Below are 15,738 nucleotides of genomic sequence, written 5' to 3' on the forward strand. Positions count from 1 at the left end.
GCCACCCATCTATGGTTACTGGCCATGTGGCCAGGACAGCAGCCGCCCGGGGGCGAGCAGAACCCGCAGGACCCGAATCAGAACCCGTACCAGCAGCCGGGGTACCAGCAGCCGAATCCCTATCAGCAGCCGGGATATCCGCAGCAGGGGCAGCCGGGTCAGCCCGGCGCGCCCGGATACCCGCCGGGCCAGCCCGGACAACAGCCCGGTCAGCCGGGGTACGGACAGCCCGGGTACGGGCAGCAGCCGGGTTACGGCCAGCCCAACCCGTACCAGCAGCCGACCGTCCCGCAGTACGCGGTCCCGGGGCCGCCCGGCGGGCCGAAGCCCGGCGACGGCAAGAAGAAGACGACCGTCATCGCCGTCGTGGCGGCGACCGCCGTCGTCGTGGCCGCCACCGTCACCGGCATCATCCTGATGAACAACAAGGACGACAACGGCGGCTCGACCGTGGCCGACGACAAGAAGTCCGCCTCACCGAGCGCGAAGCCGAGCGCTTCGGAGGACGCGAGCTCCGCCCCGGTGGAGAACCCGCGCGGCTCCGACAGCGACCCCAAGCCCCTCGTCCCTGGCTGGAAGGTCGTCAGCAACCCGAAGTGGGGCACGCAGTTCGACGTCCCCGGTGACTGGGAGGTCTCCAGCTCGGGTATGTTCGCGGGCTTCGAGGACGCCAAGAACCCCGAGAACGCGCCGGTCGCCGGATTCACCGCGCCCGCCTTCTACAAGAGCAAGTGGTGCGTCGAGGACTCCGACAAGGACGGCCGCGACGAGGAGACCGAGCTGGCCGGCGTCGGGACGAAGGGCGCGCGCGGGGCGAAGAGCACCGACGAGGCCGCGCGGAGCGAGGCCGGCACCTGGGTGTGGGCGGCCTACGGCCAGTCCGACCCCAAGGAGAAGGTCAAGATCGCTCCGGCCAAGCCGTTCACCACGCAGTCGGGCCTCTCCGGCAGCGTGGTGACCGCCACCGCGAACGGCCTGGCCAAGAAGGAGAAGTGCGACACCGACGGCAAGTCGATCGCCTTCTCCTTCAAGAACTCCAGTGGCGAGTTCTCGACCTGGGTCCTCTACGCCGTCGCGGGCGTCGACGACGAACTCCCGGACGCCACCATCCAGAAGATCCTGAGCACGGTCCGGCTCTCCGGCGAACCGACCGGCTGACCGGCTGACCGGCTGACCGGCACGGGAGGCCCCGGCCCGGGCACGCTGTCCCCCGGGCCGGGGCCTCCCGTGCTCAGCGCTCAGCTTCAACCGCTCAGCCGATGGTGAAGGCGCCGTCCGGCGGTTCGGGCGAGGCGACGGCGTCCGCGTCCCGCACCGGGCGGGCCCCGCCGATGAGCCGGACCAGCGCCTCCCCGTGCGTGACCCTGGCCGGAAAGGCGTCGGCGGCGCAGCGGCGGGTGAGGGGCGCCGGGTCGATCGGGGTGTGCGAGGCGAGCAGGACGACGTTGCCGAAGCGCCTGCCGCGCAGCACCGCCGGTTCGCCGATCAGCGCAAGCTCCTCGAAGGCCGCCGCGAAGTTGGCGAGTTGGGAGCGGAGGAACGCGAACGGCGCGCTGTCCGCCAGGTTGGCCGCGTAGATCCCGTCCCGCCGCAGCACCCGCCCGGCGACCCGCGCGTACTCCACCGAGGTCAGGTGGGCCGGGACCCGGGAGCCGCCGAAGACGTCCGCGACGATGAGATCGGCGGACTCGGGCGGCGCCTCCTCCAGCCGGGCCCGGGCGTCGGCGGCGTGCACGGTGATACCGCTGTCACCGGCCGGCGGCAGATGTTCCCGCACCATCCGCAGCAGCTCCCGGTCCGCCTCGACGACGTCCTGCCGCGAGCCGGGGCGGACGGCCGCGACGTACCGGGGCAGGGTGAGCGCCCCGCCGCCGAGGTGCAGGACGTCCAGCGGGGTGCCCTCGGGCGCCGCGCAGTCCACGACGTGCGCGAGGCGCCGTACGTACTCGAACTCCAGGTACGTCGGGTCGTCGAGGTCCACGTAGGACTGGGGCGCGTCGTCGACCGTGAGCAGCCAGGCGCGGTCGCGGTCCACATCGGGCAGCAGCCGGGCGGTGCCGTAGTCGACCTCGCGGATGACGGGTATGGGCTCGTTCACCCCTCCATTGTCGCGCGGCCCCGCTGCCCGCCACCCCCGGTGTGCGGGTGACGGGCGGCGGTGGCCCTCAGAGCAGGCCGGTGACCGTGCCCGCGCCGACCGTACGGCCGCCCTCGCGGATCGCGAAGCCGAGACCGGCCTCCAGCGGGACGTCACGGCCCAGCTCGACGGTCATGGTGACCGTGTCGCCGGGGCGCGCGACCGCCGCATCGCCGAGGTCGACGTCTCCGACCACGTCCGCCGTACGGATGTAGAACTGCGGCCGGTAGCCGGTGGCGACCGGGGTGGACCGGCCGCCCTCCTTCGCCGACAGGACGTACACCTGCGCGGTGAAACGGCGGCTGGGCACCACACTGCCGGGCGCGGCCACGACATGACCCCGGCGGACCCGGTCGCGCTCCACGCCGCGCAGGAGCAGCGCCACGTTGTCCCCGGCCTCGGCGGACTCCATCGGCTTGCCGAAGGTCTCCAGACCGGTGACGACCGTCTCGATCTCCGCGCCCAGCACCTGGACCCGGTCCCCGACGCGGACGGTGCCGCGCTCGACGGCGCCGGTGACGACCGTGCCCCGGCCGGTGATGGTCAGGACGTTCTCGACGGAGAGCAGGAACGGCGCGTCGGTGTAGCGCACCGGCATCGGCACGTACGTGTCGACGGCGTCCAGCAGCCCTTCGATCGCCGCCGTCCACCGTGGGTCGCCCTCCAGCGCCCTGAGCCCGGAGACCCGGACCACGGGGACGGTGTCACCGCCGTACCCGTGCGCGGAGAGCAGCTCACGGACCTCCAGCTCGACCAGGTCGGTCAGCTCGGGGTCGCCCGCGTCGGCCTTGTTGAGGGCGACGACGATGTGGTCGACGCCCACTTGACGGGCCAGCAGGACGTGCTCGGCGGTCTGCGGCATGATCCCGTCGAGCGCGGAGACAACGAGGATCGCCCCGTCGAGCTGCGCCGCTCCCGTCACCATGTTCTTGATGTAGTCGGCGTGGCCGGGCATGTCGACGTGCGCGTAGTGGCGGGTGTCGGTCTCGTACTCGACGTGCGCGATGTTGATGGTGATCCCGCGCTGGGCCTCCTCGGGGGCCCGGTCGATGCGGTCGAACGCCACGTAGGAGGTGGTGCTGCCGCCCCGCTCGCTGAGGACCTTGGTGATGGCGGCGGTGAGGGTGGTCTTGCCGTGGTCGACGTGGCCCATGGTGCCGATGTTGAGGTGCGGCTTGGTGCGTACGTAAGCCGTCTTGGACATGGCTCGTTCCTTTGAGAACTCGAAGCTGAGAAAGATGAAGACCCCAGGGCCCCGCCGACCCTCCCCTTGCGGGGTCCGCCGGACTGTCGGGGGAGGGTCAGCTTCGGGCGCCGCCGATGGGCGCTGCGGCAGCGACGAAGGCTGCGGTGGTGGCTGCGACCACGGCGTTCACGGCAGCCTTCGGCGCGTCCGCGACTGCGGACGGCGCTGCGAGGAAGGCGTACCGGAACATGTCCCTGATCATGGCCTGGCACGGCGGTCGCGTCGAATGGTTTTCCGTACGGCTCTCAGAGGTTCTTGAGCGCCTCGCGCACCGACAGCGGTGACAACCGGTCCCGGGCCCCCTCGACGAAGTCGCGTACGGCGGTGGGGTCGGTCTTCGCGTACTCCCGCAGCGCCCAGCCGATCGCCTTGCGGATGAAGAAGTCCGGGTGGTCCGCGCGGCGCAGGCAGTAGCCGAAGAGCCGGTCGGTGTCGGTGGTCCCCTTGTAGCGGAGCTGGTGCAGCAGGGCGGTGCGGGCGACCCACAGGTTCTCGTCGTCGATCCACCGGTCCATCGCGCGGGCGAGCGCCGGGTCGGCGGCGACCAGCGGCCCCGCGACATGCGCGGCGAGCAGATCGACCGTGTCCCACCAGGCGTCGGCGGTGACGAGGTGGTGCAGGACGGGCAGGAATCCGGACGAGCAGGAGGCCACGTACCGGCGGAGGTAGTCGACGGCGAAGTACTGGTACTCGCGCTCGGGCAGCTCCCAGCAGCGCAGCGCGATCGCCGTGCAGTCCCGCTCGTCCGGCCGCCCGGTGCCCGCGAGCACGGCCTTCGACAGGGCCCGGCGGCGCGGGGTGGGGATCCCGAGGAAGGGAGCAATGTGCTTCATGTACGCGGCGGCGCCCTCGGCCCGTACGGGATCGGCGGCCGGGGCGTACAGCTCGGTCAGCCGCGCGAGGACGGTGTCGGCGAGCGAGCTGTCCGGGGCGGCGGGGTCGGGGGCTGCTGCGGGGTCCACGCGACGTACGTTACGGCGATCACCCACCGTTTTCGGTTAGTCTCCCCGAATGTTCGACCCCGTCCCCACCACCCGCCCCACCAACGGTGCGGCTCTTCGCTTTTCGAAGGCGCTGCTCTCCCCCTGGTCCCGGTTCTCGCTGCTCGTCGCGGTGCTGCTGGCCGCCGCGTCGACGATGCTGCTGTTCGAACCGCAGCGGCTGCTGGCTTCGGGCTGGCCGGAGCAGCTGACCGGCGGCGGTGCGGCGATGCTGTTCGGGCTCGCGTACGGGGCGCTGACCGTGGCGTTCGTGCCGCGCCCGCTCCTCAACCTCGCGGCGGGGGCGCTCTTCGGTACGCAGACGGGTCTGGTGGCGGCCCTCGCGGGTACGGTGCTGGGCGCGGGCGTCTCGTTCATGCTGGGCCGGGTGCTGGGTCAGGACGCCCTGCGCTCCCTGCTGCGGGGGAAGCTGCTCACCGCCGCCGACGGGGTGCTGAGCCGGCACGGCTTCCGTTCGGTGCTGGCGCTCCGGCTCTTCCCCGGCATCCCGTTCGCCGCCGCCAACTACTGTGCGGCCACCTCCCGCATGGGCTATCCGCCCTTCCTCCTGGCCACCGGGATCGGCTCCATCCCCAACACGGCGGCATACGTGATAGCGGGCAGCGAGGCCGCATCGCCGACCTCGCCGCTGTTCCTGGCCGCGACGGGGTTCATCGTGCTCTCCGGCCTCGGCGGCGCGCTGGTGGCCTGGCGCAAGCGGCACCGGCTCGGCCGGGACACGCCGAAGGACTGACCGGGACGCGCCGAAAGGCCCGCGAATTGCGGCACCTGAAGGACCGGTGCGGTCAGCCTGGCGTTCACTTTCAGGCGATACGCTGCCCGCGACCTCGATGTCCTTGACGTCGCTCCGCACTCCGCACGCAGCCGACGGGCCCGCCGCCCGTGGCCGATGCACGATCACCTCCGGGATGGCTTAAGCCCCATGAGCTGGTTCGAATCATTCGTCCTGGGACTCGTTCAGGGACTGACCGAGTTCCTGCCGATCTCCTCCAGCGCCCATCTGCGGCTGACCGCCGCGTTCGCCGGCTGGCAGGACCCCGGGGCGGCCTTCACCGCCATCAGCCAGATCGGCACGGAGGCGGCGGTGCTGATCTACTTCCGCAAGGACATCGCACGGATCCTTTCGGCGTGGTTCCGCTCGCTGACGGACAAGGCGATGCGCGCCGACCACGACGCCCAGGTGGGATGGCTGGTCATCGTGGGCTCGCTCCCCATCGGGGTGCTGGGCGTCACGCTCAAGGACCAGATCGAGGGCCCGTTCCGCGATCTGCGGCTGATCGCGACGACGCTCATCGTCATGGGCATCGTCCTCGGCATCGCCGACCGGCTGGCCGCACGGGACGAGACGGGTGGCAAGCACCGCGCGGTGAAGGAGCGCAAGACGCTCAAGGACCTCGGCATCCGGGACGGTCTGATCTACGGCTTCTGCCAGGCGATGGCGCTGATCCCCGGCGTCTCGCGCTCGGGCGCCACGATCAGCGGTGGTCTGCTGATGGGCTACACACGCGAGTCGGCCGCCCGCTACTCGTTCCTGCTGGCCATCCCCGCGGTGCTCGCCTCGGGCGTGTACGAGCTCAAGGACGTGGGCGAGGGCCATGTCTCCTGGGGGCCGACGATCTTCGCGACCATCGTGGCGTTCTTTGTCGGATATGCCGTTATCGCGTGGTTCATGAAGTTCATCACCACCAAGAGCTTCATGCCGTTCGTCATCTACCGGGTGGCCCTCGGCATCCTCATCTTCATCCTCGTCTCGGCCGGTGTGCTGAGCCCGCACGCGGGCGAGTCCGCGGGCTGACACCTGGGTTGTGCGGCCCTGCCCGGGAGCAGACCGGGCAGGGCCGATCCAGCAGCGCAGCAGCCAGCAGCGCGGATAGATGTCACCACCGTAGAGCGGGGGTCTGACAACGCCGGTTCAGTGGGCCGTGAGCCCCGTTGCCGCGAGGACCGCGTCCACGGTCTCCTCCACCGTCAGCTCGGCGTTGTCGATCCAGACGCCCTCGCCGGTCAGTTCGGACCGCATCGCCGTGTCCAGGAACGACCAGTCCGTCGTCAGGGTCTTGTCCCGGGCGAGGTTGCGTTCCCCCGCCTTCGCCGCGCCCGGGGCGAGCACGACGAAGTGGAGCGGTCCGACGGCGACCTGCCGCCGGTAGAAGTCGAGGTGGGCCCGGCGGACGACCACGTCGTCCATGACCGGCAGAAATCCCGCCGCGACGAAGCTGTCCGCGAGCAGACAGGCGTTGCGGGCCCGGAGGAAGATCTGCCGGTCCGCCTCCTCGTCCCGCTCCGGCGAGGGCCACCGCCCGCCCCGCACGATGAGCCCCTGGAGCGCGTCCACCTCGATATGGGCCGAGGCGGCGAACCGGGCGGCCAGCGCGTCGGCCACCGTGGACTTGCCGCTGCCCGGGATACCGCTCAACAGCACGGCTCCCGCCGCCGGTTCGGTGTCCACCGGCACTTCGGTCCAGGTCATCGTCTCCCGCTCCGTCCCCGGGCGGCCCCCGCCGCCCTCCTGGTGATCGTAGGACATCCGGCCACGGCGGACGGCGGCGGGAACTTCCCCGGCCGGGCGCCCGACTACTGGAGGACAGCCCAGCTACAGGTACGGCGGACGACACCGGGTACCGCGGCAGGACGGCCCCACGAGGGCCGGGAGGAGGCCGAGAGACATGCACTGGTACGAGGACGACGCACTCTGGTCCGACTTCGCCTCCACGATGTTCCCGCCCGCCCGGGCCGAGTCCGCCGCCTCGCTGGTCGGCTCCTCGCCCCTGCTGGACTTCCCACCGGGCTCACGGGTGCTGGACCTCTGCTGCGGACCCGGGCTGTTCGTGGTGCCGCTCGCGGCGCGCGGCTACGCGGTGACGGGCGTCGACCTGTCCCCGTCGATGCTGGAGCGGGCCCGGAACGTCTGCGAAGCGGCGGGGGCCGAAGTCCGCCTGGAGCGGGCCGACATGCTCACGTACGCGGAGCCCGGCGCCTTCGACGTCGTGCTGAACGTCTTCACCTCCTTCGGCTACTTCGAGGACGCCGAGGACAACCTCCAGGTGCTCCGCAACGCCCACAAGAGCCTCGCGCCCGGCGGGCAGCTCCTGGTGGACGTGATGGGCAAGGAGGTGCTGGCGGGCTGGATCGGACGGCCCAAGGTGGTGGACCTGCCCGACGGTTCGTACGTCGTCCAGCGCGACACCGTCCTCGACAGCTGGCGGCGGCTGCGCACCGACTGGACGCTGGTGCGCGGGGATTCGGCCCGTACCGCCGCCATCCACTCCTGGCTCTACTCCGCCGCCGAACTGCACGCCCTCTTCGAGGAGGCGGGCTTCACCGATGTGGAGTGCTTCGGCGGCTTCGACGGTTCGGGGTACGACCAGCACTCCGACCGGCTCATCGTCCGCGGACGGCGCAAGTGAGGTCCGGGGCGCGGCAGTCCGCCGCCACCGCGACCGTCCACGAGCACATCACCGACGCCGTGAAGACCCCGGACCTGATCCGGCTGGACGGTGACATGGTGCTCGCGCGGTTCGAGACGATGAAGGTGTACGCGGCGCTCGGCGCGGTCCGTTCGCTGCTGCGCCGGGGCCGGGTGGTGCCCGGACAGACGCTGGTCGACAGCTCCAGCGGCATCTACGCGGTGGCGCTGGCCATGGCCTGTCACCGCTACGGGCTGCGCTGCCACATCGTGGCGTCCACCACCGTCGACGCCACGATGCTCGCCCAGTTGGAGATCCTCGGCGCGACCGTCGACAAGATGCCGCCCTCCCAGAGCCTGCGCCTGGACCAGGAGCTGCGCGTCCGCCATGTCCGGCAACTCCTCGCGGAACGCCCGGACTTCCACTGGATGCGGCAGTACCACGACGCCGTGCACCACGAGGGGTACCGGGAGTTCGCCGAGCTGCTGACCGCCTCGCTGCCCGAGGGCCCGCTGACCGTGGTGGGCGCGGTCGGTACGGGCGCCTCGACCGGTGGACTGGCCCGTGCGCTACGGGAGTCGGGGCGGGCGGTCCGGCTGGTGGGGATCCAGCCGTTCGGCAGCGTCACCTTCGGCAGCGAGCAGTTCAGCGACCCGGAGGCGATCATCACGGGCATCGGCAGCTCGATCCCGTTCGGGAACGTCCACCACGAGCTGTACGACACCGTGCACTGGCTGGACTTCCGCCATGCGATGGCCGGTGCGGTCGGACTGCTGCGCCAGCACGCCGTGTTCGCGGGGCTGTCCACCGGGGCGGCCCACCTGGCCGCCTCCTGGGAGGCCGCGCGCGATCCGGGCCGACTGCATCTGGTGCTGGGCGCCGACACCGGACACCGTTACGCCGAGCGGGTGTTCGCCCGGCACGCCGAGGCGCTGGACCCGGCCGCGCTGTGCCCCCGGCCCATCGAGTCGCTGGACGCCCTGCGGCCGCCGTGGTCGGTGATGGAGTGGGGCCGGCGCGCCGCCCCCAAGGCCGCCCGGCTCACCGAACAGGGCTCCCCCACCCCCGTACCGACCGTGGAGATGCAGCCGTGACCATCGCCGCTCTGGAGTCCCTGTCCTTCGGACTCGGCAGGATGGCCGAGGCCGCCGCGTCCACCGGCCACCGCCTCTGCCTGCTGACCGGTGACCGCTCGGTGTACCGGCACGAGCTGGCCACCCTGCCGCCCGAGGCGCTGGATGTGGTGGACGTGGACACCGACGACCCGGCGGCGGTCCGCCGGGCGCTGGCCGCCCTCCCGTCACTGGCCGGGCTGATCAACACGACGGACACCTGGAGCGTACCGGCCGCCGAACTCGCCGCCGGGCTGGGGCTGCCGGGCCCGGACCCGGAAGCGGTCCGGCTGCTGCGGGACAAGCGCCTGGTCCGGGAGGCCCTGTACGGGCGGGGGCTGAGCCGGTCGGCCGCCGTGGCCGTACCGCCCGGGCCGGAGGGGGTGGATGCCGTCCTGCGTACGGTCGGGCTCCCCGCCGTCCTGAAGGACTCGGCGGGCACCTCCTCGCGCGGGGTGTGGATCGCGCACGACGAGGAGGCGCTGCACCGGGCGCTGGCGCAAGCTGCCCAACAGGCCCTGAAGGGAGACCTGTTCGCGGAGGCGTTCCTGGCAGGCCCGCTGTACAGCGCGGAGACCCTGAGCTGGGAGGGGACCACCCGGCTGCTCGGGGTGCTGAGCCGTCAGACGTCCCGGGGTGCGGTGGTACGGGAGGAGGTCGCGGCGTTCCCGGTGGCGCTGCCGGGCGATGAGCGGGCCACGATCGAGGCATGGGTGGGGCGCGTACTCGAAGTGGCGGGACACCGGCGGGGGTTCGCCCATGTGGAGTTCATCCTGACCGCCGAGGGGCCGGAGTTGGTGGAGGTCAACCGGCGGATCGGCGGTGCGCTGGTCGGCGAGGTGCTCTGCCGGACGCTGGGGACCAATGTGTACACGGCGATGATGGACGAGGCGCTGGGCCGCCGCCCCCGGCTGCTGGACGCCCCGCTCGACGACGGGCGGGGACCCGCGTACGGCTTCGTCCTCGTCTACGCCGACCGGCCCGGGGTGCTGAAGGGCTGGCACGGTCTCGGTGAACTCGCCGCCTTCCCCGGGTCCGTGGAGTGGTACCCCGTCCGCGAGCCCGGCGAGACCCTGGCCCATGTGGGCGACCAGCGCGGCTGTACGGGCATGGTGCTGGCCGAGGCCGCGACGGCGGAGCTGGCCCAGCATCGGGCGTGGAGCGCGGCGGTCCGGGTGCGCCCGGTGATCGCGGACTCGGCGTGAGAGCCGGGTGAGCACTGAACGGGCCCTGGGGAAAAGGCGGTTCACCGGTCCGCAGGGGTTCCTCCTGACGGGCTCGTTCCTCATCACGCTGGGCAGTTTCGCCGTACTGCCGTACATGTCGGTGCTGCTGCACCAGCGGCTCGGCCTCGGGCTGGGCACGGTCGGCGTAGTACTGGCGGTGGCCTCGCTGATCCAGTTCGCCGGGGGCGTGGTCGCGGGTCCGGTCGCCGCGCGGATCGGGCTGCGGCGGTCGATGCTGCTGGCCCTGGCGCTGCGGACGGCCGGATTCGCCGCGTTCGTACCGGGGTTGACCAGTCCCGTCCTGGCGATCGGCGCACTGCTGCTGGTGTCGGCGGGTGCGGCGCTCTACCTGCCCGCCAACAAGGCCTGTCTGGTGGACGGTTCACCCGCCGGGGACCGGCCCCGGCTGCTGTCGGCGAGCAGTTCGGCGTTCAACGCGGGGATGGCGCTCGGCCCTCCGGCGGCGGCCCCGCTGGTGATGGGCTCCCCCGGAGCGCTCTTCACGTGCGTCGCCGGGCTGTTCGCGCTGGTCGGGGTGGGTCATGCGTTCCTGCCGCGCGACGGGGCCCGCCCGGAGACGGTCACGTCCCAGGAGCCCCGGACCGGCGGACCGCGCTCCGGTCTCTCGCCGTTCCTGGTCACGGTGGTGAGCGTCTACACGTTCATGTTCTTCCAGCACTACCTGGCGCTGTACGCGGTCCCCCGGACGTCGGCGGGCTTCTACGGCGTGGTCCTGATGGGGTACGCGGCCCTCCTCGTCGTCGCCCAGCCGCTGCTGGCGGAGTGGATCGCCGCCCTGAGCTATCCGGCGGCGCTGCGGTGGGGGTTCGGGTCCATGGCGGCGGGGATGGCGGCGATCGCCGGGGGCGGGCACGCGGGGATCGCGGTGGGCGGGGCGCTGATCTGCCTGGGCGAGATCATGCTCTTCCTGAAGAACGACCTGGAGGCGCTGGCCCGTTCGTCCGCTCCCCCGGCCACCGTGTTCGGCCGTCAGCGGCTGGCGGCGGGCATCGGCGCGTTTGCCAGCGGGGTGGTGGGCGGTCAGCTCTACGCGGCGGCGGAGTCGGCCGGTTCGGCGCGGGCGTTCTGGGTGGCCGCCTGCCTCCAGTGCCTGCTGCTGCCGGTCCTGCTGCTGAGCCGCCGTACCGCCCGGGGCGAGCCGAAGCCCCGGGCGGAGACGTCCCGCTAGGAGAGGGCCGGGCCGGCGGCCGCCGTCACCCGCTCACCCGGTTCCGTACGCCACTGCCCGGCCAGCTCCCGGCGGGCGCGCGCCACGCGGGAGCGCACCGTACCGACGGGGCATCCGGCGGCGTCGGCCGCCTCCTCGTAGGAGAGCCCCACCACCTGTGTCAGCACGAAGGCCTGACGGCGTGCCGGATCCAGCCGGTGCAGGGCGTCGAAGACCGCGACCGACTCGTCGAACCCGGGGAGGTGGCGCGGCTGGACCCGCTCCGCCGCGCCCTGCCAGTCGGCGGTGTCGGCGGTCCTGGGGCGGACGGCGGCCGTGCGGTGGCGGTCGATGACGACGCGCCGCGCGATGGAGAGCAGCCAGGTGCGGGCGCAGGAGCGGCCGGCGAACCGGGCCAGTCCGCCCATCGCCCGCAAGTAGGTCTCCTGGGCGAGGTCGTCGGCGCCCGGGACATCGGCGCTGAGGTAGGCGACGAACCTGCGGACGTCCTCGTAGGTCGCCCGGACGAAGCGGTCGGCGGCCTCCCGGTCGCCGCCGCCCGCGGCCAGGGCCCAGTCGGTGATCTGTACGTCGTTCTGGCGGGTGGCGTACACCCGGCGCGGGGGCGCCGGGGTGACCGGCGGCCGGGTGGGGAGGGTGGGGGTGGCAGTAAGGGTCACAGCAGTCCTTCGTGTCCTGGCGGAGCCGTGGCGTGGTCGTCGCCCGGCTCCACGTGGCCGACCGCGCGGACACCCTGGGGGTCCGGCGGACCGGCATGCCTGTCACGGGTGTGCGCGCGGGGGCGCACACCCGTACCGCCACCGGGTCACACGGGACCGGGTGGACGGTCGGAGATCACAGGGAGGGGACGGGAAGCGGTGGACCGCGCCGGGAGATGGCGTGCAGGGCCAGGAGGTCCTGGGGTCGGCGGCCCGGTCTGCGGCGGGCGCGCCGCCGTACGGGCGGGACGCCGTCGAGCGGGGCCGCCGACCAGAGGAGCCAGGCCGTCCGCAGCGGGGCCCGGACGAAGAGGGCCAGGCAGCGGCCCAGCCGGGCGAGGGCCACCTCGCCGCGCCACAGCCACCAGCCGCAGATCAGACCGGCGACCGCGTGGGCGGCGGCCATGCCGCTGGTGAACACCGAACCGTCGAAGGCCGCCAGAAGCCCCATCGGGTGCCCGGCATCCCCGGCCGGTCCGGCATGAGCGGCGTGGATCATCGCCCCGTGCGCGTGGTGCGCACCCCCCGCGCTCCCCGTGCCGCCCGCCGCGGAGCCCGCCGCGCTGAAGTAGGCGTGCAGCCCCAACTGGCCCAGGACATGGGCCGAGACGGTGACCGGGGCACCGCATTCGCGGCCCGCGAGCCACCAGCCGGCCCCGGCGACCGGCGCGAGGACGGCCGCCAGGGGCAGGAGCGGCAGCGGCCCGTCCGACATCAGGGCATGGCCGAGTCCGGACACGGCGACGCACACGACCGCGAACATCACGGTGCGGGCGAGGCGGAGTGCGGTTCCGGCTCCCATGGCCGCCATGGTGCCAGCCGTACCCGCGTCGGCGAGAAGACCAGCAGATGCGGAAACAACGGGAGTTCACCTCGTTTGCCCCAGCCGCCACAGGTGTGATTCATGTCACATAACCCTCGGGGGAACTTTCCCCCGCGCCCCGCCGACTGCTCCAACGACGCGCCTGCACACGCCTCGTGGCCCGGGGCCGACGCATCCGCCCCGCCAGCCGACGCCCCCCAAAGAGGCCGCATGACGAACCAGCCCCCCGCACCCGAACCGGCAGCGGCCGCCGAAGCCCCCACCGAAGCCCCCGAGAACGCGTCGCCGGACACCCAGCTCCCCGGCCCCCGACAGCCCCGGACCCCGGCGCAGCGCACCACCCTCCGCTCCGACCTGCGCGCCTCCTGGCCCGACGGCCTGGTGGCGCTCCTGGTGACGGCGGCCGTCTTCGTCCTGCTCTACATCCGCATCCGCAACAAGACCTCCTCCACGGTCTCCGTGATGCCGTTCATGGCCGACGCGGGCGGCTTCTGGATGTACTTCCTCAGCCAGGCGTTCGGCTGGTCCGCGCTGCTCTGGGCCTGGATAACGGTCGTCCTCGGCCTCCTGCTCTCCGGCCCGCGCCCGGCCCGACTGCCGCTCTCGGGCCCCCGGCTGGAGCGCCTGCACCGCACCACGAGCCTCAACACCATCGCGCTGATCGTGGCCCACGCCCTGTTCTTCGGCGCGGAGCTGTTCCGGCACGACACCGCCGCCTGGAACTCGGCGCTGGGCACGGCCCTCGTCGAGACCTTCGTCCCGGGCGGCTACGCCTCGGGGACCGGGCAGATCGCCATCCCGATCGGCCAGGCGGCGCTGTACCTCGCGATCCCGCTCGGCCTGCTCTTCTACGTACGCCACCGGATCGGCCCGAAGACCTGGCGCGTCCTGCACCGGTTCGTGATCGTGGTCTACGTCCTGAGCATCTGGCACACCCTGCTGTACGGGACGAACGTCTGGTACGACGGCTGGTTCCGCACCAGCATCTGGCTGCTCCAACTCCCCATCGCCGCCCTGCTGCTCGTCCGGCTGCTGCGCCCGGCCCGCCGCTCCGAGAAGCTGCCCGCGCTGCCCGGCGCCACGGTCTCGCGGACCGGCTGGGCGCTGCGCCTGGGCGGCCGGCTCGCGGTGGTGGGGGTCATGGTGGCGCTGGTCGTGGTGGTGGTCAGCGGGAACGACGGCGGGCGGAGCGTACCGCCGGACGACACCTCCTCCACCCACAACCACGACTGACCGGCGCGCCCGCCCGGCGGCGTACGCTCGGCTCCATGACCACCAACGATCTTCCCGTCATCGCCGCCGTCGACGGCTCCACGCACAGCCGGCAGGCGCTCGACTGGGCCGCACAGGAGGCCGTGCGGCGCGGCCTGCCGCTGCTGATCGTCCACGTCATGCCCCTCACCCGGAACGTCGACGAGGAGACCCGGCAGCGCGAAGCGGACGAACTCCTCGCCGAAGCCGTACGCCGGAGCGAACTGCTCGCCCCGGCGCTGCGCCCCTCCACGCTGGCCCCGCTGGACTTCCCGGCGGCGGCCCTGGTCTCGCTCGGCCGGGACGCGTCGATGGTCGTGGTCGGCTCGCGGGGGCTCGGTGGCTTCCGGTCGCTGCTGATCGGCTCCAACAGCCTGGCCACCGCGTCGATGGCGAGCTGCCCGGTCGTGGTCGTGCAGGACGGCGGCCCGGACGAGGACGACCGGGAGGGGGACGCCGGACCCTTCTCCGACATCGTGGCGGGGGTGGCCGCCGACGAGAGCAGCGAGGCCGTCCTGGAGTTCGCCTTCGCCACCGCGGCCACCCGGCCCGGCGCCCGGCTGCGGATCGTGCACGGCTGGACGATGTTCTCCTCGATGCTCGCGGGCGGACCGGTCTTCGACCGGGAGACCGCGGCGGGCTCGGCCGCGCGCGGCCTGGCCGAGGTGACCTCCGGCTGGCAGGAGCGGTATCCGCAGGTGGAGGTCGTACGGGAGCCGGTCAACGGTTCCGCCTCACGCACCCTGGTGACGGCCTCCGCCACGGCGGCCCTGACGGTGATCGGCCGCCGCAGGGGCGGGGAGCCGCTCGGCCTCGGGCTCTCCCCGGTGGCACAGACGACGGTCACGCACGCGCTGGGCCCGGTCGCCGTCGTGCCCTGCTGACCGGCCGCCGTTTCGGCTTACGGGCGGCTTCCGGGCGGCTTCCCATCAGCTTTCCAGCGGCTTCCTGGCGGCTTTCCGGCGGCTTTCCGGTGGCGAAAGCTCCTTCGGTACGGTGTCGGCTTGTCGACTTCCCGACGGCGCAGGCCCCTTGGCGTGGCGGGCGGCTTGACCGAGACTTGACCGATGACACAGCGCGTGGCACTCGCGACCGTGATGGACCGGCTCGCCATCGATGACGTGATCACCGGGTACGCCGTGGCGGTGGACGACGGCGACTGGCCCGCGTACGAAGCCCTGTTCGTCCCGGACGGCCGCGCGGACTACACGGGGGCGGGCGGGGTGGCGGGCCCGGCGGGCGAGATCGCGCACTGGCTCGCCGAAACGATGCGCCTCTTCCCGATCCGACAGCATCTGATCGTCAACCGGCGCATCGACCTTGAGGATCTGGGCGGCTACCCGGGCGACCGAGCCGAGGTGCGGGCCGACTACGTCAACCCGATGCGGCTGGCCCGGGAGGGGGAGGCGTCCGGGGCCGGTGACACCGCTCCCGACTTCGTCTCCGGCGGCCGGTACACCTTCGAGCTGGACCGTACGGACCCGGGCTGGCGGATCCGTACCGTCACCGTCCACGAGAAGTGGCGCCGCGCCCCGGGCGCGGCCTGATCCGCACCCCAGCGACCCACGCCCCCGGCCGCGTCCCGTGCCCGGTGGGGATCACCTCCCCCACACTGGGTACACAGAGCTGATCCGGCAGATCACGCGGT

The 15,738-nt window shown here is 72.7% G+C and carries 16 protein-coding genes; 10 read left to right on the plus strand and 6 right to left on the minus strand.

Annotation, left to right across the window (positions count from 1 at the left end; all coding sequences use genetic code 11):
- Positions 1–24: 24 nt before the first annotated feature.
- Positions 25–1,158 (plus strand): hypothetical protein, encoded by a 1,134-nt coding sequence (locus ACFW9Z_RS18190; RefSeq protein WP_384641469.1) that lies wholly within the window; start codon positions 25–27, stop codon positions 1,156–1,158.
- A 94-nt stretch (positions 1,159–1,252) separates the two neighbouring features.
- Here ACFW9Z_RS18190 and ACFW9Z_RS18195 read toward each other — a convergent pair whose 3' ends face one another.
- The 3 genes from ACFW9Z_RS18195 to ACFW9Z_RS18205 form a co-directional block, all read right to left on the minus strand.
- Positions 1,253–2,098 (minus strand): spermidine synthase, encoded by an 846-nt coding sequence (locus ACFW9Z_RS18195; protein WP_384641471.1) that lies wholly within the window; start codon positions 2,096–2,098, stop codon positions 1,253–1,255.
- Positions 2,099–2,165: 67 nt separating this feature from the next.
- Positions 2,166–3,341: an elongation factor Tu gene (gene tuf / locus ACFW9Z_RS18200; RefSeq protein ID WP_384641474.1), complete on the minus strand. Its 1,176-nt coding sequence runs from the start codon at positions 3,339–3,341 to the stop codon at positions 2,166–2,168.
- Between the two features lie 287 nt (positions 3,342–3,628).
- Entirely contained in the window at positions 3,629–4,345 is a 717-nt protein-coding gene (locus ACFW9Z_RS18205) for a DNA alkylation repair protein (RefSeq protein WP_384641477.1), read from the minus strand.
- A 49-nt stretch (positions 4,346–4,394) separates the two neighbouring features.
- Here ACFW9Z_RS18205 and ACFW9Z_RS18210 point away from each other — a divergent pair, with 49 nt between their 5' ends.
- Both ACFW9Z_RS18210 and ACFW9Z_RS18215 read left to right on the plus strand, forming a co-directional pair.
- Entirely contained in the window at positions 4,395–5,117 is a 723-nt protein-coding gene (locus ACFW9Z_RS18210; RefSeq protein WP_384641480.1) for a TVP38/TMEM64 family protein, read from the plus strand.
- Between the two features lie 189 nt (positions 5,118–5,306).
- Complete coding sequence (locus ACFW9Z_RS18215) at positions 5,307–6,179, plus strand: undecaprenyl-diphosphate phosphatase (RefSeq protein WP_384641483.1); 873 nt, start codon at positions 5,307–5,309, stop codon at positions 6,177–6,179.
- A 117-nt stretch (positions 6,180–6,296) separates the two neighbouring features.
- Here ACFW9Z_RS18215 and ACFW9Z_RS18220 read toward each other — a convergent pair whose 3' ends face one another.
- A complete protein-coding gene (locus ACFW9Z_RS18220; protein WP_384641486.1) occupies positions 6,297–6,854 on the minus strand; it encodes an AAA family ATPase in 558 nt (185 codons plus the stop codon).
- A 196-nt stretch (positions 6,855–7,050) separates the two neighbouring features.
- Here ACFW9Z_RS18220 and ACFW9Z_RS18225 point away from each other — a divergent pair, with 196 nt between their 5' ends.
- The 4 genes from ACFW9Z_RS18225 to ACFW9Z_RS18240 are packed head-to-tail and all read left to right on the plus strand — an operon-like array spanning position 7,051 to position 11,318.
- Positions 7,051–7,791, plus strand: a complete 741-nt coding sequence (locus tag ACFW9Z_RS18225; RefSeq protein WP_384641489.1) for a class I SAM-dependent methyltransferase — start codon at positions 7,051–7,053, stop codon at positions 7,789–7,791.
- Positions 7,788–8,885, plus strand: a complete 1,098-nt coding sequence (locus tag ACFW9Z_RS18230) for a pyridoxal-phosphate dependent enzyme (protein ID WP_384641492.1) — start codon at positions 7,788–7,790, stop codon at positions 8,883–8,885. Before ACFW9Z_RS18225 ends, ACFW9Z_RS18230 begins: the two co-directional genes overlap by 4 nt.
- Entirely contained in the window at positions 8,882–10,108 is a 1,227-nt protein-coding gene (locus tag ACFW9Z_RS18235) for an ATP-grasp domain-containing protein (protein WP_384641495.1), read from the plus strand. Before ACFW9Z_RS18230 ends, ACFW9Z_RS18235 begins: the two co-directional genes overlap by 4 nt.
- A 7-nt stretch (positions 10,109–10,115) precedes the next feature.
- A complete protein-coding gene (locus tag ACFW9Z_RS18240; RefSeq protein ID WP_384641498.1) occupies positions 10,116–11,318 on the plus strand; it encodes an MFS transporter in 1,203 nt (400 codons plus the stop codon).
- On the opposite strand, the gene ACFW9Z_RS18245 is transcribed toward ACFW9Z_RS18240, so the two are convergent.
- Both ACFW9Z_RS18245 and ACFW9Z_RS18250 read right to left on the minus strand, forming a co-directional pair.
- Complete coding sequence (locus ACFW9Z_RS18245; RefSeq protein ID WP_384641501.1) at positions 11,315–11,977, minus strand: sigma-70 family RNA polymerase sigma factor; 663 nt, start codon at positions 11,975–11,977, stop codon at positions 11,315–11,317. The two genes, ACFW9Z_RS18240 and ACFW9Z_RS18245, sit on opposite strands and share 4 nt — an antisense overlap.
- Positions 11,978–12,152: 175 nt before the next feature.
- Positions 12,153–12,818 (minus strand): hypothetical protein, encoded by a 666-nt coding sequence (locus tag ACFW9Z_RS18250; RefSeq protein WP_384641504.1) that lies wholly within the window; start codon positions 12,816–12,818, stop codon positions 12,153–12,155.
- A 231-nt stretch (positions 12,819–13,049) separates the two neighbouring features.
- Here ACFW9Z_RS18250 and ACFW9Z_RS18255 point away from each other — a divergent pair, with 231 nt between their 5' ends.
- From ACFW9Z_RS18255 to ACFW9Z_RS18265, 3 genes are all read left to right on the plus strand, one after another.
- Positions 13,050–14,072 (plus strand): ferric reductase-like transmembrane domain-containing protein, encoded by a 1,023-nt coding sequence (locus ACFW9Z_RS18255; protein ID WP_384641507.1) that lies wholly within the window; start codon positions 13,050–13,052, stop codon positions 14,070–14,072.
- A 35-nt stretch (positions 14,073–14,107) separates the two neighbouring features.
- Positions 14,108–14,974: a universal stress protein gene (locus ACFW9Z_RS18260; RefSeq protein ID WP_384641509.1), complete on the plus strand. Its 867-nt coding sequence runs from the start codon at positions 14,108–14,110 to the stop codon at positions 14,972–14,974.
- Between the two features lie 183 nt (positions 14,975–15,157).
- A complete protein-coding gene (locus tag ACFW9Z_RS18265; RefSeq protein WP_384641512.1) occupies positions 15,158–15,637 on the plus strand; it encodes a nuclear transport factor 2 family protein in 480 nt (159 codons plus the stop codon).
- The last annotated feature ends 101 nt before the right edge of the window (positions 15,638–15,738 follow it).

The organism is Streptomyces sp. NPDC059452 (assembly GCF_042750035.1).
GTDB lineage: Bacteria > Actinomycetota > Actinomycetes > Streptomycetales > Streptomycetaceae > Streptomyces.

Bases quoted from the DNA above. Each gene is read 5' to 3' on its own strand.
- ACFW9Z_RS18250 (WP_384641504.1), bottom strand. From the start codon at position 12,818: ATGGGAGCCGGAACCGCACTCCGCCTCGCCCGCACCGTGATGTTCGCG.
- ACFW9Z_RS18215 (WP_384641483.1), top strand. From the start codon at position 5,307: ATGAGCTGGTTCGAATCATTCGTCCTGGGACTCGTTCAGGGACTGACC.
- ACFW9Z_RS18265 (WP_384641512.1), top strand. From the start codon at position 15,158: ATGACACAGCGCGTGGCACTCGCGACCGTGATGGACCGGCTCGCCATC.
- ACFW9Z_RS18225 (WP_384641489.1), top strand. From the start codon at position 7,051: ATGCACTGGTACGAGGACGACGCACTCTGGTCCGACTTCGCCTCCACG.
- tuf (WP_384641474.1), bottom strand. From the start codon at position 3,341: ATGTCCAAGACGGCTTACGTACGCACCAAGCCGCACCTCAACATCGGC.
- ACFW9Z_RS18220 (WP_384641486.1), bottom strand. From the start codon at position 6,854: ATGACCTGGACCGAAGTGCCGGTGGACACCGAACCGGCGGCGGGAGCC.
- ACFW9Z_RS18210 (WP_384641480.1), top strand. From the start codon at position 4,395: ATGTTCGACCCCGTCCCCACCACCCGCCCCACCAACGGTGCGGCTCTT.
- ACFW9Z_RS18255 (WP_384641507.1), top strand. From the start codon at position 13,050: ATGACGAACCAGCCCCCCGCACCCGAACCGGCAGCGGCCGCCGAAGCC.
- ACFW9Z_RS18190 (WP_384641469.1), top strand. From the start codon at position 25: ATGTGGCCAGGACAGCAGCCGCCCGGGGGCGAGCAGAACCCGCAGGAC.
- ACFW9Z_RS18260 (WP_384641509.1), top strand. From the start codon at position 14,108: ATGACCACCAACGATCTTCCCGTCATCGCCGCCGTCGACGGCTCCACG.